This window comes from Bartonella taylorii, from assembly GCF_023920105.1.
GTDB classification, from domain to species: Bacteria; Pseudomonadota; Alphaproteobacteria; order Rhizobiales; family Rhizobiaceae; genus Bartonella; species Bartonella taylorii.
Genome location: NZ_CP083693.1, coordinates 450,882 through 471,841 on the forward strand (window position 1 = coordinate 450,882; position 20,960 = coordinate 471,841).

The following is a 20,960-nucleotide window of genomic DNA, read 5'->3' on the forward strand; positions in this document are numbered from 1 at the left end:
TTTTTTCATCTGAGTGCTAGACCTAAAAAATATTTTCTTAAAAAAGCCGCAATATCTTCCATTGAATAAGAAGACAAAGATTATAAAAAATAAAACGAGTATTAAAGGCGTTGGGTAAGAACGCTCTGGAGTGCGTAAATGCGTAATGAAGCCGAAAGACTCACTTTTTGTGGTCTTTGGCTGTCAATATCGGTGATAATAAAGGCTAAGGATTTTCCTTTTCTATGTGCTATGGCTTTGAGAACGTCTAGAAATGGTTGCTCTAAAGATACGCTTGTTGTGTGTCCACCAATTCGTACGGATATTTTTCGTGGTACCACTTTTGACCAATCAATAAGATTATTTTCGTGCATTTTTTTACTCTTATTCGTCGTACCATAAACGATTTTGATCAAGAAATTTTTGCGCTTTTAAAGCTTCTTTTTTCTCGAAAAGTTTTTCAGCTTTTGTTCGTCCAAAACGATTGCGATTTTCTTCTGCATGGACAGCTTTTTCTGCACGTTTTTTTTGTTTTCGAAATTGGCGAAGGTTAATCGGTTCAGTCATGAGATATTTATTTTTTTCTAAAAGAATCTAATGAGACAACATCAGCACTTTGTTTGGCATCATTGTTTGAAGTTTCCTGACTTGTAATGGAATTTTGTTCTTTTATAAGCGTATTTTCTTTTTTTTGTTTGTCTGATAGAATGATCGGTGTGGATGATGTATTTTCTGGTTTTTTACTCTCTCCAAGGTTAAGATTTGAAGGAAGGTCAAATGCTGCTTCAAATGACGCTACAGGGTCATAAAATACTTGGATAGAAGTAAAAGGAATCACGAGTTTTTCACTAATTTCTCTAAAAGAGAGTGTTACTTCGAAGGCATTTTCCGAAACACTTAAGTCTCTAAACTGATGTTGTAATACGATTGTCATTTGCTCTGGATAACGACTTTTAAGACGAGGAGAAATTTTTACGCCTAGGGCATTTGTTAAAAAAGTAATAAAAAAATGGTGATTTCCTGGAAGTCCTGCTTTAGCAACTTCCGATAAAACTTTACGGATAACTCCACGAAGCGCATCCTGAACGAGAATATCGTAACGGATTTGATCTTGAATCATCGAATGTTCCTTTTATTTCACGCAGAAGATGAGCGTGCATAATATTGTGCAATAGAATGTATTTTAAAGCTAGCAATATTTCGTCTACGATGCATCTAAATTAACCGAAAATAATATGAAATTTTATGAAAAATAATATCTGATAGATTAATCAATAATATTAACAAAAGTGAAGGCTTCTGTTGCCAGGTGCCTTCGAACCCCGCTTAAACCTGCGACGGTTTAAGGCTTAATTTGAAGCATTCACACCACCTTAAGCGGCGAGACGTGCTTCCGCATAGTTGTCATTTGCAACTACTCATTTAGTCCGATAACGGTGGTACCATGCCGAGTAAAAGAGCGATCTTTACGCCTTTGTCGATCCTATTTCGCCCCCATCAAAATATAACCAATAGAGATTATACTTTGGTGGAGGCGCCGGGTACCGCCCCCGGGTCCAATAGGTTTATTTCACCGTCCATTTATTACCATAGCTGGCAAGCCAGCTCTTTAAATATAGATGAAGAATAGCCTTTCGGAAAGGGGGGGTTGTTAATATTTTAAATCCTCTAATTATTTATAAGCTATATTTAGATGTGGCTGCCAAAATACAGCCGCTAATTCTTGGAGAGGAGATGTCGCAGAATGACAAATGATCTAGCAGATATTAAATTATATGATCCAAATCCTGATGAAGCTGCCATAGAACGGCTAAGACAGCGTTTGGCTTTGGTGATGCAAAAGCAGGATGCATCATTGGTTGCTACATCAGATCCAAAAGAGCTGGAACGCGTTGAAAAATGGGTTCAAGATGTCTTAGGTGCCGATGCGCAGAGCGCTAAAACAGCTGTTTCAAAAGTTGCAGATATGATGTCTGGAGAGCGTAGGAAAAGTCGTATGACTTTTTATTATTTGGTCGCTAAACAATTAAACGCACTTCATAAAATTTAAACAGTATCAAAATTAAATTTTTATACAATTATTACAAAAAAGCCCAAGTAATTGGGCTTTTTCGTTTCATGTGGGAAGTTTTAATGGGGCTCATCCTCTTGAAGATATCCCCCCTTACTCATATCCGGTATAAAAAGGGTAGCTATGAATGCAATGATCATCACGCCGGTTACGTAAAAATAAAAGAGTGATTCATGTCCTATATTTTTTAATCCAAGTGCTACGTATTCAGCAGAACCACCAAATAATGCATTACCAATAGCATGAGAGAGACCAACTCCTAGTGCTCGCACTGAAGAGGGAAACATTGCTGATTTTACGACACCAGAGATGGATGTATACATGCTCATGATACAGAGTATTCCAATAATGGCTGTCAGCGCAATCCATGTATTATCCGTGTGACCGATTATGAGAAGTCCAGGAATCGTAAAGAGAGTAGAGAGTGCACTCCAAATGATAAGTAAATTTTTTGTCCCAATTTTATCAGCTAGAATACCAAATACGGGTTGAAGTAATATGAAAATAAAGAGTGCAGCAGTCATTATGGTTGTCGCGGTATGTTTATCAAAACCGGTAGTTGTGATCAGATATTTCTGCATATATGTCGTACAGGTGTAAAATGTGAGAGATCCTCCAGAGGCGAAGAGAGCAATCACAAAAAAAGCTTTTGTGTGTTTGCTTAGAAGCTCTTTAAGACTCCCAGTTTGTTTTTGAGAGCGGCTTTCTTTAGTGGTTGTTTCATGAAGCGAACGACGTAGATAAAGTATAACTACTGCTGCTAATCCACCAATCGCAAAAGGAATACGCCAGCCCCATGTTCTTAATTGGTCTTCCGTTAGATAAAGTGCCAAAATAAATATAATAAAACTGCCTAAAAGTTGACCAGTAATAAGTGTGGTAGATTGGAAAGAAGCAAAGAGACCGCGATGATTTTTAAGGGAAACTTCGCTTATATAAGTTGCAGCTGTACCATATTCACCACCTGCTGAAAGTCCCTGCATCATTCGAAGTAAAAGCAGAAGAATTGCTGCTGTTATTCCAATAGTTTCATAGGTGGGAAGTATAGAGATGAGAAAAGAGCCACCACACATCATAAAAATAGATATGAGCATTGAGCGTTTGCGTCCATAACGATCAGCAATAAAGCCAAAAAGCCAACTTCCAATTGGGCGCATAAGAAAACCAATAAAGAAGATTCCTGCAGTTTTTAAAAATTGGGTAACAACATCTCCATCTGAAGGGAAAAATTGTGGTGCAAAGTAAATCGATGCAAATGAGTAAATATAAAAATCATACCACTCTACCAGATTACCTAACGCGCTGGATATGATAGCAAAAACACGTTTTCTTGTATCATGTTGTATTAAAGTTGTTTCATTTTTCATGAAGCGCTCCCCTTTTAGAACTATAGTTTATTTTTTTCTATTTAAAGTTGTTTACGATTTGTATTATCAAAATTCAATTGTGTAATGATAATTTCTTGTGAAAGTTCTGTGAGACGGTTTAATTGTGCTAACTGTTCATGCCTTTTGAAACCTATATTTTTGTAGGTGGATAAAAGTTATCAAATCGGATTTCAAGAGAGACAATACCTTGAAAGATAGGTTCAAGATGTCTTTGGTACGGATGAATGGAATGCAAAAATAGCAGCTTCAAAAGTTGCAGAGGTGATGTTTGGTGATTATGGAAAAAGCCCAATTTCTTAGGCTTTTTTATTTCATATAGAAATTTTAATGGATTTCATCATCTTTTAGATATCCTCCTTTGTCTATATCTGGCATCAAGAGAATTGAGATGAGTGCAATGATCATCATACCAACTATATAAAAGAAGAAGACAGTTTCATGTCCTATACTTTTTAATCCAAGTGCTACATACTCGGCAGAACCGCCAAACAGTGCATTCCCAATGGCAAAAGCAAGTCCAACCCCGATTGCTCGGATTGAAGCAGGGAACAGTTCTGCTTTTATGATACCAGCGATGGATGTATAAAAACTCATAATACAGAGCATTCCTATAATAATTAAGAGTGCAATCCATGCATTGTGGGCATGCCCGATCATTTTAAGCACAGGAATTGTACAGATGATGGATAAGGTACTCCAACTGATGAGTGAAGCCTTTTTTCCAATCTTATCGGCTAGAAAACCAAAGAGGGGTTGGAGTAAAACAAAAATGAAAAGTGCTGCAGTCATTATCGTTGTTGCAGTGTGTTTGTCGAAACCGGTTGTTGTGATCAGATATTTTTGCATGTAAGTGGTGTATGTATAAAATGTGAGAGACCCTCCCGCTGTAAAGCCAACAACCAAAAAGAAAGCTTTTTTGTGGTTGCGTAAAAGTTCTCTAATACTACCAGCGTGCTTTTTAGAACGACTTTCTTTTGTAGTTGTTTCATGGAGTGAACGACGCAGATAAATCGCAACTATTGCTCCAAAGCCACCAATCACAAAAGGAATACGCCAACCCCATGATTTTAACTGATCTTCGTTAAGGTAAAGTGCTAGAATAAATATAATAAAGCTGGCGAAAAGTTGACCTGTGATCGTTGTAGCATATTGGAAGGAAGCAAAGAGCCCGCGACGGTTTTTGGGGGCGACTTCACTCATGTAAGTTGCTGTTGTACCATATTCACCGCCAACTGAAAGTCCTTGAAACATGCGGATTAAAAGCAGAAAGAATGCTGCTGTTATTCCAATAGTTTCATAGGTGGGAAGTATGGCGATGAGGAATGAACCACCACACATCATAAAAACAGAAGTGAGCATTGAGCGTTTGCGTCCATAACGGTCGGCAATGTATCCGAAAAGCCATGCTCCAATAGGGCGCATAAGAAAGCCAATAAAAAAGATTCCTGCAGTTTTTAACAGTGGTGTAACGGCATCATCATCAGAAGGAAAAAATTGTGATGCGAAATAAATGGACGTAAATGAGTAAACATAAAAATCATACCATTCTACGAGATTTCCTGATGCACTGGCTATGATAGCAAAAATACGTTTCCTTGTATCATGTGGTGCTAAAGTTGTTGCGTTTTTCACAAAATACCCCCCTTTAGATCTATAGTTTATTTTTTCTATTTAAAGTTGTTTACGATTTGTATCATCAAAATTCAATTGTATAATGATAATATTTGGTGAAAGTTCTTTGAGACGGCTTAATTGGGTTAACTGTTCATGCTTTTTGGGTTCTTTATTTTGGTAGTAAGATGAAAAAATATAATCTTCATAAGAAGCTGTATTTTGCTTGCTTAATTAGACTGTGTTTTTTTGATTTTCCCTTAGAGGAGATGAAATTTACATGATTAAGAAAACTATCATTTTTGTTGCTTCACTATAAATTTAGCTAAAAATCAAGGCATATAATGGCGTTATTGAGGGTATTATGCAATGCTTGACATTTAACGACAAATTTTTCCTATTTGTTGAATATCGTGCATTATAAGATATTGATTTATAACGGGGTAAGATTTTTATTTTTAAGTGTACTGCATTTTGTAGAAGAAAAAATAATGTACTCACAATATGGTGAGAGAGTTTACTTTTCACGGTTTATGTCAAAGAAAAGTATGTGACTTCGTTTATGGTACTAGAGATGGGGATATAACAGATTGTAAATACTGAATTTACACGGTTATCACAATCAAAAGCCCTAATAGGGCTTTTGATTTAGCATAGAAAGTTTTAATGGATTCCATCACCTTGAAGATAGCCTTTTTTTCGGGCATCGGGCATCAGGAGAACTGCAATAAATGCAATTATCATCATGCCGGTTATATAAAAATAGAAGATAGATTCATATCCCATATTTTTTAATCCAAGTGCTACGTATTCGGCTGATCCGCCAAATAATGCATTAGCAATAGCATAGGAGAGCCCAACTCCCATTGCGCGTACTGAAGCAGGGAACATTTCCGCTTTTACGATACCAGAAATGGACGTATAAAAGCTCATAATGCATAGCATTCCGATAATGATTAATAGAGCAATCGCTGTATCGTTAGTGTCAGCAATCATTCTAAGCCCAGGAATCGTAAAAATAATAGATAAAGCACTCCAGACGAGGAGTGAAGTTTTTGTACCAATTTTATCAGCTAGAAAGCCAAATACAGGTTGAAGTAACATAAAAACAAAGAGTGCAGCGGTCATTATAGTTGTGGCTGTGTGTTTATCAAATCCGGTAGTTGTGATCAGATACTTTTGCATATAAGTGGTATAGGTATAAAATGTGAGTGATCCTCCCGCTGTAAAGCCAATAACCAGAAAGAAAGCTTTTCTGTGATTGCGTAGAAGTTCTATAAGACTACCAGCCTGTTTTTTAGAACGACTTTCTTCGGTTGTTGTTTCATGAAGCGAACGGCGGAGATAAATCGCAACAATTGCCCCTAATCCACCAATTGCAAAAGGAATACGCCATCCCCATGCTTTTAACTGATCTTCTGTGAGATAAAGTGCCAGAATGAATATAACAAGGCTGGCTAAAAGTTGACCACCAATCAGCGTAGTGTATTGAAAAGAGCTAAAAAATCCACGGCGATTTTTGAGGGCAACTTCACTCATATAAGTTGCTGTAGTGCCGTATTCACCGCCGACAGAAAGTCCCTGAAGCATTCGAAGTAAAAGTAAAAGAACTGCTGCTGCCATTCCAATGGTTTCATAGGTAGGAAGTACAGCGATTAGGAACGAACCGCCGCACATCATAAAAACAGAAATAAGCATTGAGCGTTTGCGTCCATAACGATCAGCAATAAATCCGAAGAGCCATCCACCAATTGGGCGCATAAGAAAACCAATAGCAAAGACACCAGCAGCTTTTAAAAGTTGTGCAACAACATTACCATCAGAGGGAAAGAATTGTGATGCAAAATAAATCGATGTAAAGGAATAAACGTAAAAGTCGTACCACTCTACTAGATTACCTGATGCACTAGATACGATAGCAAAGATACGTTTTCTTGTATCATGTGGTGCTAGAACTGCTTCATTCGCCATAAGTCTATCCCTTTATTTATGTTCGTTTATTTAGATCTCTAGGAACGGTCTACAGTATTTTATCTTTTGCGTCAAAAATTTAATTGGATGGTAATAATATTCTTGTGCAAGATGTTTGAGAAGAGAGATTTAAATTGTATTTTTACGAATTTTACAGTTTTTATTTTCTATAATTAATAGAATCGTCCATAATATTGATATGAAAACCTACCTTGATCTTTTATCACATGTTTTAAATCAGGGCATTGATCGTGCAGATCGTACCGGTGTTGGGACGCGATCAGTTTTTGGGTATCAGATGCGGTTTGATTTACAGGTTGGGTTCCCATTGTTGACAACAAAGAAATTGCATTTGCGCTCGATCATCTATGAGCTTTTGTGGTTTCTTAAAGGTGATACAAATATTGCATGGTTGAAGGAACATGGTGTGTCAATCTGGGATGAATGGGCCGATGAAAAGGGGAATCTTGGCCCTATTTACGGTTATCAGTGGCGTTCTTGGCCAGCTCCTGATGGGCGACATATTGATCAAATTAATAATCTCTTAACTATGATCAAAAAAACGCCTGATTCTCGTCGTTTAATTGTATCTGCTTGGAATCCTGCATTGATAGAGGAAATGGCTCTTCCACCTTGTCATTGTCTTTTTCAATTTTACGTTGCTGATGGTAAATTATCCTGCCAACTTTATCAACGTTCAGCAGATATTTTCTTAGGTGTTCCCTTCAATATTGCTTCCTATGCGTTATTAACAATGATGATTGCGCAAGTGAGCGGACTTAAAGTAGGAGATTTTATTCATACTCTCGGTGATGCTCACCTTTATTCTAATCATTTTAAACAGGCTCGATATCAGTTATCACGTGTACCAAATACTTTGCCGTTTATGCGTATAAATCCAGAGGTAACAGATCTTTTTTCTTTTAAATTTGAGGATTTTGAATTGCTTAATTATGAAGCACAGCCACATATTAAAGCACCGGTAGCAATATGACTTTTCAAGTTTGTTTAATTGCAGCTGTTGCAGAAAATGGTGTTATCGGTCATGAAGGTGATCTGCCTTGGCATTTGTCGACGGATTTGCAACGCTTTAAGGCTTTGACTTTCGGTAAACCCATTATTATGGGTCGAAAGACTTGGGATTCTCTTGGGCGTCCTTTACCTGGGCGCACGAATATTGTCATTACCCGCAATCGTGCTTTCACAGCTGAAGGAGCTGTTATTGCTCACTCTTTATCTCAGGCTTGTTCAGTTGCAAAAAGGGTAGCTTCTCAAAATAGTGCAGATGCAGTTTTTATTATTGGTGGCGGTGAAATTTTTCAACAAGGGTTGCCTATTGCTGATAAAATATTCCTTACAGAAGTCTTAGCTTCCATTAAAGGTGACAGTTTTTTTCCTGTTTTCGATAAAGAAAAGTGGACTATTGTACAAACACAATATATTCCAGAAGGAGATAAAGACAGTCATCCATCACGTTTTGTGGTTTATGAGCGGAAGTAATCATTTGTAATTAAGTGGAAGAAGCCTGTTAGTTACATTGTAATCGGGTAAGAGGTATCCTATAAGATCGAGTGAATGGTTGATATTTGATTAATGGTAGTCAGTTAAAGAGGTGATGATGCCCTGGACAAATCAAAATGGTGGTGGCCCGTGGAGCGGCGATAAAAATAAACTGGGTGGTGACAAGAAAACACCAGCTAAGAATCTCTTTGGTTCTGGTGGCAATGACAGTGGTGATAATGGTCCCAATCTTGATGATATTTTGCGTAAAGGGCAGGATCAGTTTAAACAAGTTGGTAAAAGTGGGATTTTTTTTCTATTGCTTCTGCTTGCCATGTTTTTTTTGCTGTATCAGTCAATTTATATCGTTCAGCAAAATGAACAAGCGGTGGAGTTGCGTTTTGGTGTTCCTAAGGCAGGAATTATCAGTGATGGTTTGCATTTTCACTTTTGGCCAATTGAAACCTATATGAAAGTGCCTTTAACGGAAAAGACAATCGCGATTGGTGGTCAGTCTGGTCAGGCGCAACAAAGTGAAGGTTTGATGCTTTCGAGTGATCAGAATATTGTTAATGTCAATTTTTCTGTTTACTATCGAATTTCACGTCCAAGTGAATTTTTATTCAATGTGAATGATCAAGAAGGGACAGTTCGTCAGGTTGCTGAGAGTGCAATGCGTGAAGTTATTGGTTCACGGCCTGTGGATGATGTTTTACGTGACAAGAAAGAAGAAGTTGCTAATGATGTTAGAAAAGTTACCCAGTTGACTGTAGATAAATATCAACTTGGTGTTGAAATAAGCCGTGTGTCGATCAGTGAAGCTGCTCCTCCTACGAAGGTTGCTGCTGCGTTTAATTCTGTTCAGCAGGCAGAGCAGGAACGTGGACGAATGATTGAAGAGGGTAATCGTGTGCGTTTTACTAAGATTGGTTTAGCAAATGGTGAAGCTTCACGCACACGGGAAATCGCAAAAGGTGAAAAGGCGCAAATGGTTGAAGAGGCACGCGGGCGTGCTGAGCGTTTCCAGGCTATAGCTCGTGCCGCAGCAATCTCACCAGAGGCTACGCGTTATCGTCTTTATATGGAGACGATGGGGCGTATTCTTTCTTCATCAAATAAGTTGGTTCTTGATCAAGTAAATTCTCCGGCGGTGCCCTATTTACCTCTGAATGAATTGCTACGTAGCAATTTATCAGAAAACACGAAAAAAACATCAGCACGTTCTACGTCGCTATTGGATTCTCGCTTTTCTGGAGGACGCTAATTATGCAGCAGTCTCGTTTCTTGTTTATGTTTAGTACCATAGTGCTTCTTTTGATGATCTTGTGGATGTCACTTTTTATTGTCTATCCTCGTCAACAAGTGGCAATTAAGCGTTTTGGGCAAATTGTTAAGGTAGAGTCTGATCCTGGGATTTATTTGAAAATGCCCTTTGTGGATAAGATGATTGTTATTGATAATCGGTTATTACGTTACGATGTTCCCACACAATCTGTACAGGTTCGTGGTGGTGCTTATTATGAAGTGGATGCTTTCTTTATTTATCGTATTGCGGATCCTAAGTTGTTTTTACAGCGCATTGCTTCGGGGCGTCCGCAAATTGCTGCACGTGAAAATCTTGCACCGCGTTTTATTGATGCTTTGCGGGCCGTTTATGGTAAACGAGAGTTTAAGGCGGCTTTGTCAGATGAACGGGGAGCGATGATGGCTGAAGTGCAGCGGCAGTTTTCTGTAGATGCAGGTTCATTGGGTATTACCATTCTTGATGTGCGTATTCGCAAAACTGATTTGACTGATGCTGTGTCGGAGGATGTTTATCGGCAAATGGCCGCTGAACGTGAAGCTGCAGCAGAAAATATTCGTGCTCGCGGGCAGCAGGAGAGGGATCGTATTGTCGCGGAAGCTAATCGCGAATATGAAGAAATCGTAGCAGCTGCAAAGCGTGATGCTGAAATTACTCGTGGTGAAGGTCAGGCTGAAAGCATTCGTCTTTTATTGAATGCAAGAGAGGCTAATCCATCATTTTATGATTTTTGGTTAGCGATGGAACAATACAAAAATTTGGAGCGTGTTCCTATGGTGATTTCACCAAACGAGGATTTCTTTTTCTATTTTCGTAATCCACTGCAAGCAAATAGAAAATCTTCATCAACAATGGATATAGGCTTCAGTAAAACTGACCAAAAACTTGGGGGAGATTAGATGAAATGATGGGCTGTGGATAGAAGCTTTGACGTGAGAAATATGGTCAGGGGTCGCTTTTTTATGATGCAAGCTGGGGTATTGAGTCATATTGATTGTGCATAGATAAATTTAATGAGGCTTTTTACAGCATTTTGTTAAAGGCATGTCATGGGTAGAAATATCATAGGTAAAAATACGTCTTTGAAGTTTTTTGCTACAAGAGTTGTTGTTTGTGTGGTTATGTTTTTATCAGCCTCAATCGGTTTTTCTTGGGGGGAGGAGACAAAGAATGCACACCTTCCCATTCCCGATTTAGCTGCTGAGCTTTTAGAGACGGTTGTGAATATTTCCACAGCACAAACCGTTCAAGGAAGCGAACAGGATGAGTATACTTCGGTGCCTGTTATTCCGAAAGATTCATTGTTGCAAGAATATTTTAGTGATTTTTTTACACCCAAAGATGGTCAAAAGGATAGTCAGTTGCAAAAGGTACGTTCTTTGGGATCTGGTTTTGTGATTGATGCGCAAAGAGGGCTTATTGTTACCAATTATCACGTTATTGTTGATGCTGATGATATTGAAGTTAACTTTACCGATGGTACAAAACTGAAAGCAAAATTGCTTGGAAAGGATAGCAAGACTGATTTAGCATTGCTTCAAGTGGATGCAGGAAATAAAAAATTAAAGGCTGTACGTTTTGGTGATTCAGAAAAGGCACGCATTGGTGATTGGGTGATGGCTATCGGGAATCCCTATGGTTTTGGTGGAAGTGTAACTGTTGGTATTATTTCTGCACGCAATCGTGATCTTAATGCTGGTCCTTACGATAATTTTATTCAGACAGATGCAGCGATTAACCGAGGGAATTCTGGTGGTCCGTTGTTTGATAGAAATGGTGAGGTGATTGGGATTAATACAGCAATTATTTCGCCTTCTGGAGGGTCTATTGGTATTGGTTTTGCAATACCATCGGATATGGCTCTTTCTGTGATTAATCAGTTACGTGATTTTGGAGAAATAAGGCGCGGTTGGTTGGCTATTCGTATTCAACCAGTAACAGAAGATATTGCAAAAAGTTTGAAACTAGACAACGCTGTGGGGGCGTTGGTTGCTGGTAAAATAGAACAGGCAGATGTAGATAATAGTCAGTTGCAGGATGGAGATGTTATTCTTTCCTTTGGGGATACGAAAATTAAGCATGCGCGCGATTTACCGCGTTTAGTAGCAGAAAGTCCGGAAGGAAAAGTGGTAGATGTTACTGTTTTGCGGAACGGCCAAGAAAAAACAGTACAAGTTAAGCTTGGCCGTTTGATTGAGACAGATGCAAATGAAGATACAGAAGAAGAATCCGATGATGAAAAAAACAGTTCTGTATCGAAGAGTGTGACGATGCAATTTATGGGAATGACATTATCTGAGCTTACAGTGGATTTGCGTCATCGTTATTCAATTACAGATAAAGTTCAGGGATTGGTGGTGACATCTGTTACACAAAATAGCGCGGCTGATAAAAAGCGTATTCGCATTGGTGAAGTGATTGTTGATATCAATCAAAGTTCTGTCACAACAATTGATGAGGCTAAAAAACGTATTCATAAACTACGTGAAGCTGGACGCAAAAATGCTCTATTCGTTGTTGCTCAGCCAGATGGAGAGTTACGGTTCGTAACAATCCCAATGGATTGATATTTTGGGGTGAATGGATGCTTTGGAAATTATTTTTTTGAATGTGTGTTTAATTGTTTATATCTCTGTTTTTGTTACAAAAGTATGCGATAGATGATAGTTTGCTCGCTTTGGTTCTTTAAATAGCCATTATACAGAAAGATTCATATTAGAGCTCATAATTTATGCGTGTTACTGCATATTGCTTTGTGGTTGATAAAAAAGAAAAAATTATGAGAAAAATGGGAGCTTTAAAAAAGTGATTTACTGAAGCCTTATTATAAATAAGAATATCGTCTCTTTTTGTAGATAATTGTAAAAATTATATTTGTTTATGTTGGTCATCCTGAAAAGAATTTTGTTGCGGTATTTTGTTATTGAATAATGATAGCAAAAGGAAATGCTTTGAGATTTTTTTAAGAGTTATTATTGTGTTTATTTTTTCAAAGGTGGCAGAATAATCATAGGAGCTTTCTCTGTGTTAATTATATACGTTGTTTGTTTGTATTTTCCTTTGAAGAGTTTACTTTCTGACACTATGGATGAAATGCAGGGATTTGGGGGGTAGTTATGTGTGTTGCAATACGTTGTTGATTGATGGATATAGGCATTCCATTCATGATACAGAGAACGATTACATTGATAGCGGGGCCAACGGCAAGTGGGAAGTCAGCACTTGCCTTACGCATGGCTCAAGAAAAAAATGCTCTCATCATTAACACTGATTCAATGCAGGTTTATGATGTTTTAAATATTTTAACGGCACGGCCAACGGAAGCTGATACTGCAATTGTTCCACACTATCTCTATGGTTATGTGAGTCCTACTCTGAATTATTCAGTAGGGCAATGGTCACGTGATGTTGAGAAGCTGTTGACTACATTTACCTCGAAATCACTTATTTTTGTTGGTGGAACAGGGCTTTATTTTCGTGCTCTTTTAGAGGGGATTTCAAAAATTCCTCATGTTCCAGACGTTGTGCGGCAGAAATGGCGACTTCGGCTTGATAAAGAAGGAGCTGAAAGCCTTTATCACAAGTTGTTGCAGGTTGATGCTGTTTTTGCTGAGAAAATTTCTTCACAAGATGGTCAGCGTATCATACGTGCTTTGGAAGTTTATGATGCAACTGATAAGAAGCTAAGTTGGTGGCAGAAGCAAAAAACTCTTCCCTTAATTGTGCCAAATTGTGCCGAAAAAATTCTTCTCATTCCACCACGTCAATTGCTCTATGAACGTATTCATAAGCGGTTGGACTCTATGATTGAAAGAGGCGCTTTAGAAGAAGTGGTTGCTATGAAAAGGCTTATGCTTTCCCCTTTGTTACCAGCGATGAAGGCTATTGGTATACCTGAATTTATAGCTTATTTGGATGGATATAGAAGTTTTGAGAATGCTCTTGAAACGGTAAAAACACAAACGAGGAGGTATGCAAAAAGGCAAATGACATGGTTTCGTAATCAGTTTGATGAAGAGTGGACACTTATTTCTTGATAAGAGAGCTGAGAGGTTTTCAATGCAATTGAAGAAGGGCTGAGAATATTGTAAACGGAAAATTTCTAGTGAGATAATTTTTTATTGACGAATGACATCAATGGAATTAGAATTTCTTTCGTAAAGGAATATTCTTCTTACGTTTTTTATGCGAAGTGGGGGTCATACAATATATGTTTTTTGTGTGTAATGGGCTCTCTCAGAGCCTTTTTTTATGGGCTCCTTCGGGGGCTTTTTTATTATGCTACCAAGTAGGCGAGTGGGAAAAATGACAGATTATCCAAGAATGCAAGAGAGTGCAGACAGAAAAATAATGTCGGGTGCTGAAATGGTGGTTCAAGCTCTTATTGATCAAGGGGTTAAACATCTCTTTGGTTATCCTGGTGGGGCTGTCCTTCCTATTTTTGATGTTATTTATCAACAAGATGCAGTTCGTCATATTTTGGTGCGTCATGAACAAGCAGCGGGTCATGCTGCTGAAGGTTATGCACGTAGTACAGGGAAGGTAGGCGTTATGCTGGTGACTTCTGGTCCAGGGGCAACGAATGCTGTGACACCTTTGCAAGATGCACTTATGGATTCTATCCCACTTGTTTGTTTTTCTGGTCAGGTTCCAACAACTGTGATTGGAACAAATGGTTTTCAAGAGGCTGATACAGTTGGTATTACAAAGCCCTGTACTAAATATAATTGTTTGGTTGAAAATGTGGATGATCTTGCGGAAATCATTCATGAAGCTTTTTTTATTGCTCAATCAGGACGTCCAGGGCCGGTTTTGATTGATATTCCTAAAGATGTGCAATTTGCTTCAGGTGTTTATAGAGCTCCTCAAGTTTTGGCATCTCTGCGTTCTCGTCCACAATTTAAAGAAGATACTAACACTATCGAATGTGCTGTTTCTCTTTTAGTAGAAGCAAAGCGTCCTGTTATTTATTCTGGTGGTGGTGTTATTTCATCAGGCCCTGAAGCTGTAAAGCTTTTGCGCGATTTAGTTCAACTGGGTGATTTTCCAATTACGTCAACACTCATGGGGCTTGGTGCTTATCCCGCTTCTGGCAAAAATTGGCTTGGAATGCTTGGGATGCATGGAACCTATGAAGCTAATATGGCCATGCATGATTGTGATGTTATGTTGGCTGTTGGTGCGCGCTTTGATGATCGTATCACTGGGCGACTGGATGCATTTGCGCCTCATGCGCGTATTATACATATTGATATTGACCCTTCTTCTATTAATAAGATCGTAAAAGTGAAAGTGCCACTTATTGGTGATGTAGCTTGTATTTTAGGAGATATGACGCAACTCTTAAAGATACAGCAACCAGCGTTCAACAGTGAAGTCCGTGAGGCGTGGTGGACGCAGATTAACCGCTGGAGAGCTCGTAATTCATTGGCGTATGCGGAGAAAAAAGATGTTATCATGCCACAATATGCTCTTCAACGACTTTATGCTCTTACCAAAGGTGCAAATGCTTATATCACAACGGATGTTGGACAGCATCAGATGTGGGCAGCACAATATTATCGCTTTGATGAACCAAACCATTGGATGACTTCTGGTGGCCTTGGGACTATGGGTTATGGTCTCCCTGCTGCTATTGGTGTTCAAATTGCACATCCTGATGCGCTTGTTTTATGTATTTCTGGAGATGCTTCAATTCAGATGAATATTCAAGAGCTCGCAACAGCAATTCAACATAATACACCAGTGAAAATTTTTATTTTAAATAATCAGTATATGGGTATGGTCCGACAGTGGCAGCAGTTGTTGCATGGCAACCGTCTTTCTCATTCTTATACAGAATCGATGCCTGATTTTGTAAAATTAGCAGAATCTTATGGAGCGGTTGGTATCCGTTGTTCAAAACCCGATGAACTTGATGATAAAATTCAGCAAATGATTGCTTGTGATAAGCCAGTTCTCTTCGATTGTCGTGTTGCGAATTTAGAAAATTGTTTTCCCATGATTCCATCTGGGTGTGCGCATAATGATATGCTGTTACCTGATGAAGCTAATGATGAATCCGTTGCAAATGCTGTTTCTTCTGAGGGAAAGATTCTTGTATAAAATGAATATGTTAACAAAATAGTGAAGGGTGGTGATGATGAAGTCTTTGGAGTCTTCATCTCTGTCTCTTCTTTGTGGAGAGTTCCTATTATCCTTAGAGCTCATTTTATGATTTTCATTCTTTGTTTAAAGACATGGGGTGTATTGTTATTTGTTCATCTAAAAAATGTTATAAGTCGTGTGCCCAATTATGTTTGAATTTATTTGTATGCGATGTTTGTTTTTTAAATTCATATGTTCACATTAATAGCTATTTCGTTGCATTTTTTAGATAATATATTGAATTATCTGTTATAAATTAATTATGTTGTTTCATATATGAAAGATTCCATCGTGCAAGAAAAAAGCCACCGTGCTTGAAGGGTGCAACCATGCAAACCGTCATGCCTATGAAAAAAATAGAAAAGTTTGTCACTATGTTTTGGTTTCGCATTATGAAATTACTCCAAATCGCTCTTTCAAGGGCTTGATAGGAGAATCCCCTTAGCGGCTTGAAAGGAAGGGAAAAAATAACAAAGATCAAATGCAGCCATAGAAAATCAATTGGACACCATAGCTTATGGTAGTAACCTCACCTGATTATGCGGGAGAAATCTATACATATGAGATGTGTAGTCAATATATATAAACCAGAATAATACTCAACATCATATCATTATCAGGACATTAACATTGAAAATCAAATACTCTTTCTTTTATTTGTTCTACATATCTATGATTCCATAAATCTGCAGACACAAATACTCTTTGAATCCACCGCATTGGATTTTCATAACTATCAAATGATCCCAAAAATTTATCTCTAGAGTGTAGAGCCATTCTGTTATCAATGTATAATAATCTTCCTGGTTGTACATCAATTCCAAAAGATACAGCCTTAATAGCTTCATAAAAATGATCTAAAGCTTCTTTGGCTTTTTTTGACTGTGGCTCTAACATGCCCGGATAAAAAACAGCGCTGATATCTGGGAATTCACCGTCCCCTTGAACTAGGGGCACTTTACTTGTAGAGGTTACCCCATTTTTTCTCCATCTATAGGGAACATTAATTATATATAAATTATCCTTTAAGCTACTCAAATCCTCCTCACTTAAAAGTTTTAAAGCTAGACGTGCATCAGATATTCTCGTTAACGGGCCATCAATATCATTGCGAACACCAGTTAAAAGTATCCCTTTAGGAGATAAATTTAAACCCGTTATAAATTTTAGTGCAGAATTTTCTATATGAAAATCTAACTCAACTTCAGATCCTAATCCTGTATAATCTTTTTTATTCTCCTCTAAAGGAACTAGGTTATTTACTATATGTTCGCCTTCAAACTTAATTGAATAAGGCTCTCCGATCAATAAAGAAAACATCATAATTAAATTTTCGCTAATATAACCACTTTTACAAGACGCATCTAAATTATAAGGATTAGGTGACGTATTAATTTGTCTATCAATGGGAAGGTTTTCAAAGATTAAATATGATCTAGGGGCAATAGACATCTTTTGCTTCATAAGAATTGTCAATACTCTATGTGGTAGCAGCGAAAATGCTATTTTTTTTAACTTAACCGAATATTCAATACTACCGTATGGATCATAAATAACATGGTCTAAAGCCTCCCAAAGTTTGTCTCTTTCGACATTGCTCAACTCAAAAGTACTTTCATTTATCATTATAATTTCCTCCCCAATTATATTTCCCTATTTTTTTATTAAGAAAAGTGAAAAAACAATCATTAAAATTAAAATCAGCCATGTTAGTAAATAAGTGTCTGTAAAATCTTGGATTAATCCAAATAATGGTGGAGCAGTAATAATTGCGATTTGATTTACAGACATTGCTAAACCCAGAGAAAAGCCAACGCTTTCTTTCGGTGAAGAGTCTACAATATAAGCAACCCACGGGCCATACCATCCTAATCCAAAAAAACCTAACCAAGCAGATAAAATAGTTAAATAAATTATGGATCCACTCATGCCCAAAATTAATATTAAAAATCCAAAAACGACTGCAATCATGCAAAACAAGACAGGAAAAAATCGTCCTTTTCTACAATGATCACTCCACGCTGCTAAAATAATTCTTCCTAAGGCACCAGAAGCCTGTGAAACAAAAAACAAATAAGCACTTTTATCTAGAGACAGGTGATAGATTCTATAAAAATAAATCGTTATAAAAATGGTTAAAACATATTGAACGATCACAAGTGAAACGCCTGAAAAAATAATATTCTTCATATGCGGCGCAGCCAACATCGCAAGACGAGACCTTACATTTGCATAGAACGAAACTCTTGCCTTTCTTTCTGGAACGATAGCTACAACTTTTGCTGGTGAGTGATAAAAAATAATAAATATACATCCACCTAAAAAAGAAACTATGGCACCCACCAAAAACGCACCTTGTATACCATAGACAAACGCACTAGCAGGAAGAACTATCCCAGCTAATGCCCCACCTAATGGTAGCCCCGCTTGCCTTATTCCCATTGCAAATCCGCGTTGCGATTGTGGAAACCATGAAGAAACAGATTTAGCGCCACCGGGTTGAGCAGAACTATAAAATCCCCCTACAATTAGCAAACAGATCAAAAGGGAAATATAGTTATCTGCGATTGCTCCCAACAAAAGAGCGACAGAAACGCCGACCGCGCCAACTCCAACAATATAGCGCTCGTTAAACTTGTCTAGTAATTCCCCAGCTACAAGTAACCCCATAATAGGTAGGAATTGCGCTGCTGAAGACAGCAAACCTATCTGAGCATCACTAAGCGAGAAATCCTTCTTAAAAAATTCAGCTAAAGGACCAATCCCTTGAACAAAGAAGCAGGCTGATGCTTGAGCGATAGTGGCAACAAGCAATATAATCCATCTATAATAATTTTTTCCTATAAATTTATTATTGCTCACTCCGCCCCCTCCAATTAAAGTGTATTCCAATGAAGTAGCCTTTTTTAATAATGATTGCAACAATAAATTAGTTATTTTATGCGGATTACATAAAAATCTGTCAATACGATTGGTATTAATATGAAAGCTAAGGAATATGCTTAATTTAAGGAAATAAGATATTATGTGTAGTGCAAATTTGATACGCTAGCGATATAAGACAAATTTTACAAACATTGGCTCAGCCGGCATTAAGCGCTCTTCATAAAAGACGCTATATTTTGGCAAGCTTTTTCAATATAATTCTCAAAGCTTTCTCCAGTCACATAGCCCAGATGCGGTGTGCAAAGAACTCTATCTGATTGCAATAATTTGCTCTCATATACCGGCTCGCTGTCATAAACATCCAGTGCAAAGTAAGTTGAGTTTTCCAAACTTAGTATCTTTTCTATCGCCCCTTTTTCAACCAAAGCTGAACGTGCTGTGTTGACAAAAATAGCATGAGGTTTCATGCTCAATAGATCATCTAATTGAATGATTCCTCTGGTTTTATCGCTTAAACGTAAATGTACGGATATAATGTCAGGACGTGTAAAAAATTCATCTTTTGAATGCGTAAAATGATAACCTAAATTTTTTGCTTCTTGCGTTGAACGCTCGCTCCCATAAACCAAAATGGACATGCCAAAAGCTTGAGCATATTGAGCAACCATTTTACCAATACGCCCAAACCCGAATATTCCAAGAGTAGCCCCTTTCATTTGGTTGCCAAATGTTGTTTGCCATCGTCCTTTTTTCATATCAGACACAGATTCACAGAGTTTTCTACGCGCAGACATAATTAAGAGCCACGCAAATTCAGCAGCAGAAGTTGGATCTCCACCACCGTCTAATATTTCAATTCCTAAGTCTCTACAAGCTTCTATATCAATATGTGAACCTATAGGGCCTGTTTGGCAGATTAATTTTAAATTTGGCAGTTTCAGGAGAAGATTTCTATCAACTATAGTCCGCTCTCTGATTAAGATAAGAATATCTATCTCTTTGAGCTTATCTTCTAAATCACATTCTTTAGCTAAATTATTTATAACCAGCACCTCATGCGATTTCATTAATTTTGTAATAGACTGTAATGTTAGGGTGGCTTTTTGATAGTCATCTGGAATTAATATTTTCAATTTAAACCTCCCGTTTCATTCATCAATATTTGAGCTCATTATTTCATTTCTAAAACAACCAAAAAGCAATCTCACTGCTGATATTTTGACATAACGCCAAGCCTCTTAACAAATTATACCCTTTGATTTCATTGTTATTTCTAGCAATAAGAATAGCATTAATCAGTTAGTTTTTATAAACTTTAAAACATTGCGACAAAAAGAAAAAGTTTGATTCAGTAAATGGAGAATTGCGCTTTTCTCATATTCTAGAGGACGGACCTGAAGTGCTACGCTGGACTGAAACCATGTCCCAGTTTTCTTATAATAGACTACCAAGAAAGCCATACTTACGAACCAGATTTTATTGTCGAAACAGAAAAAGCTACATATTTGTGCGAGATAAAGCGTGCTTCATATAAGCGTGATGTCTCTCTTTATTCGTTGAGATATAACTTATTTGTAGCATGAGGGGTAAATTTATTAAAATCATAATAAGAGGGAGATAGGAACTTTATAGGTGTATCATCATAGAATTAAGTAGTTTTGTTGAGAGCTATTTCTATTTCTGCCAAAAGGTTTTTGATATATTTAATTATTATTTCGTAATAGTGGATATACTTTATTTTTATGTGCAAGAAAGCTGATTGATTGTGTAAAATAGTATTCATAAAATTACCTTATTTTTATCCTGTTAAGGACATTTTTTCTAGCGAGGGTTTTGCAATTGCAATGTTCTTTTTCTCATTTTAAATTTTGGTTAGAAAAAGCGTATACAGGTGTTATTTTAAATTTAAGATATGCATATTCCATTGTTGGTGTTACTGTTGTAAAAAATGATATTTTATTTGATAAGTATAAGGTGTTACCAAGAAGATCGATGTATAGATAAAATTTAGATTGTTACAATATCTTGAAAAAGCGATGGGTAAATAATTGATCATTGTGCTGTGAAAGTAGTAAGATGGCCATGTATCAGAAATTCGTAACGA

17 protein-coding genes and 1 other RNA gene are annotated in these 20,960 nt (G+C 37.4%); 8 read left to right on the plus strand and 10 right to left on the minus strand.

Features of this window, described 5'->3' with window-relative positions; translation table 11 throughout:
• Nucleotides 1–101 precede the first annotated feature (101 nt).
• From LBE40_RS01825 to ssrA, 4 genes are all read right to left on the minus strand, one after another.
• Entirely contained in the window at nt 102–353 is a 252-nt protein-coding gene (locus LBE40_RS01825; RefSeq protein WP_004859426.1) for a ribbon-helix-helix domain-containing protein, read from the minus strand.
• Between the two features lie 10 nt (nt 354–363).
• Nucleotides 364–546: a DUF4169 family protein gene (locus LBE40_RS01830; RefSeq protein ID WP_004859422.1), complete on the minus strand. Its 183-nt coding sequence runs from the start codon at nt 544–546 to the stop codon at nt 364–366.
• Nucleotides 547–553: 7 nt separating this feature from the next.
• Nucleotides 554–1,099, minus strand: a complete 546-nt coding sequence (locus LBE40_RS01835; RefSeq protein WP_004859420.1) for an SspB family protein — start codon at nt 1,097–1,099, stop codon at nt 554–556.
• Between the two features lie 168 nt (nt 1,100–1,267).
• Nucleotides 1,268–1,624, minus strand: a transfer-messenger RNA (tmRNA) gene (ssrA, locus tag LBE40_RS01840).
• Nucleotides 1,625–1,723: 99 nt separating this feature from the next.
• On the opposite strand from ssrA, the gene LBE40_RS01845 reads away from it, so the two are divergent.
• Nucleotides 1,724–2,029, plus strand: coding sequence for a DUF2853 family protein (locus tag LBE40_RS01845; protein ID WP_004859416.1), 306 nt, complete (start codon nt 1,724–1,726; stop codon nt 2,027–2,029).
• Between the two features lie 80 nt (nt 2,030–2,109).
• Here the strand turns inward: LBE40_RS01845 and LBE40_RS01850 are convergent, their stop codons facing one another.
• The 3 genes from LBE40_RS01850 to LBE40_RS01860 all read right to left on the minus strand — a co-directional run bounded on the left by LBE40_RS01850 (nt 2,110) and on the right by LBE40_RS01860 (nt 7,020).
• Nucleotides 2,110–3,417 (minus strand): MFS family transporter, encoded by a 1,308-nt coding sequence (locus tag LBE40_RS01850; protein WP_078691572.1) that lies wholly within the window; start codon nt 3,415–3,417, stop codon nt 2,110–2,112.
• A gap of 345 nt (nt 3,418–3,762) precedes the next feature.
• Nucleotides 3,763–5,070, minus strand: coding sequence for an MFS family transporter (locus tag LBE40_RS01855; RefSeq protein WP_004859410.1), 1,308 nt, complete (start codon nt 5,068–5,070; stop codon nt 3,763–3,765).
• A gap of 642 nt (nt 5,071–5,712) precedes the next feature.
• Nucleotides 5,713–7,020, minus strand: a complete 1,308-nt coding sequence (locus LBE40_RS01860) for an MFS family transporter (protein ID WP_004859408.1) — start codon at nt 7,018–7,020, stop codon at nt 5,713–5,715.
• A 199-nt stretch (nt 7,021–7,219) separates the two neighbouring features.
• Between LBE40_RS01860 and LBE40_RS01865 the strand changes: the two genes are divergently transcribed.
• The 7 genes from LBE40_RS01865 to LBE40_RS01895 all read left to right on the plus strand — a co-directional run bounded on the left by LBE40_RS01865 (nt 7,220) and on the right by LBE40_RS01895 (nt 15,928).
• Nucleotides 7,220–8,014: a thymidylate synthase gene (locus LBE40_RS01865; protein WP_004859405.1), complete on the plus strand. Its 795-nt coding sequence runs from the start codon at nt 7,220–7,222 to the stop codon at nt 8,012–8,014.
• On the plus strand, nt 8,011–8,520 hold the full coding sequence (locus LBE40_RS01870) for a dihydrofolate reductase (RefSeq protein WP_004859404.1): 510 nt from the start codon (nt 8,011–8,013) through the stop codon (nt 8,518–8,520). The genes LBE40_RS01865 and LBE40_RS01870 overlap by 4 nt, the downstream gene beginning before the upstream one ends.
• A gap of 118 nt (nt 8,521–8,638) precedes the next feature.
• Complete coding sequence (hflK, locus tag LBE40_RS01875) at nt 8,639–9,784, plus strand: FtsH protease activity modulator HflK (protein ID WP_004859401.1); 1,146 nt, start codon at nt 8,639–8,641, stop codon at nt 9,782–9,784.
• 2 nt (nt 9,785–9,786) lie between these two features.
• Entirely contained in the window at nt 9,787–10,722 is a 936-nt protein-coding gene (hflC, locus tag LBE40_RS01880) for a protease modulator HflC (protein WP_004859398.1), read from the plus strand.
• Between the two features lie 150 nt (nt 10,723–10,872).
• The gene (locus LBE40_RS01885; RefSeq protein WP_004859395.1) at nt 10,873–12,390 is read left to right on the plus strand and encodes a Do family serine endopeptidase; all 1,518 of its coding nucleotides are present in this window, start codon (nt 10,873–10,875) and stop codon (nt 12,388–12,390) included.
• A gap of 597 nt (nt 12,391–12,987) precedes the next feature.
• A complete protein-coding gene (gene miaA, locus LBE40_RS01890; RefSeq protein ID WP_004859393.1) occupies nt 12,988–13,860 on the plus strand; it encodes a tRNA (adenosine(37)-N6)-dimethylallyltransferase MiaA in 873 nt (290 codons plus the stop codon).
• Nucleotides 13,861–14,128: 268 nt separating this feature from the next.
• Nucleotides 14,129–15,928 (plus strand): acetolactate synthase 3 large subunit, encoded by a 1,800-nt coding sequence (locus tag LBE40_RS01895; RefSeq protein WP_040296918.1) that lies wholly within the window; start codon nt 14,129–14,131, stop codon nt 15,926–15,928.
• A gap of 666 nt (nt 15,929–16,594) precedes the next feature.
• Here the strand turns inward: LBE40_RS01895 and LBE40_RS01900 are convergent.
• The 3 genes from LBE40_RS01900 to LBE40_RS01910 form a co-directional block, all read right to left on the minus strand.
• Nucleotides 16,595–17,596, minus strand: coding sequence for a TauD/TfdA family dioxygenase (locus LBE40_RS01900; RefSeq protein WP_004859387.1), 1,002 nt, complete (start codon nt 17,594–17,596; stop codon nt 16,595–16,597).
• A gap of 27 nt (nt 17,597–17,623) precedes the next feature.
• Nucleotides 17,624–18,832, minus strand: coding sequence for an MFS transporter (locus LBE40_RS01905; RefSeq protein WP_004859385.1), 1,209 nt, complete (start codon nt 18,830–18,832; stop codon nt 17,624–17,626).
• 230 nt (nt 18,833–19,062) lie between these two features.
• On the minus strand, nt 19,063–19,989 hold the full coding sequence (locus LBE40_RS01910; RefSeq protein ID WP_004859383.1) for a D-2-hydroxyacid dehydrogenase family protein: 927 nt from the start codon (nt 19,987–19,989) through the stop codon (nt 19,063–19,065).
• Between the last annotated feature and the right edge of the window lie 971 nt (nt 19,990–20,960).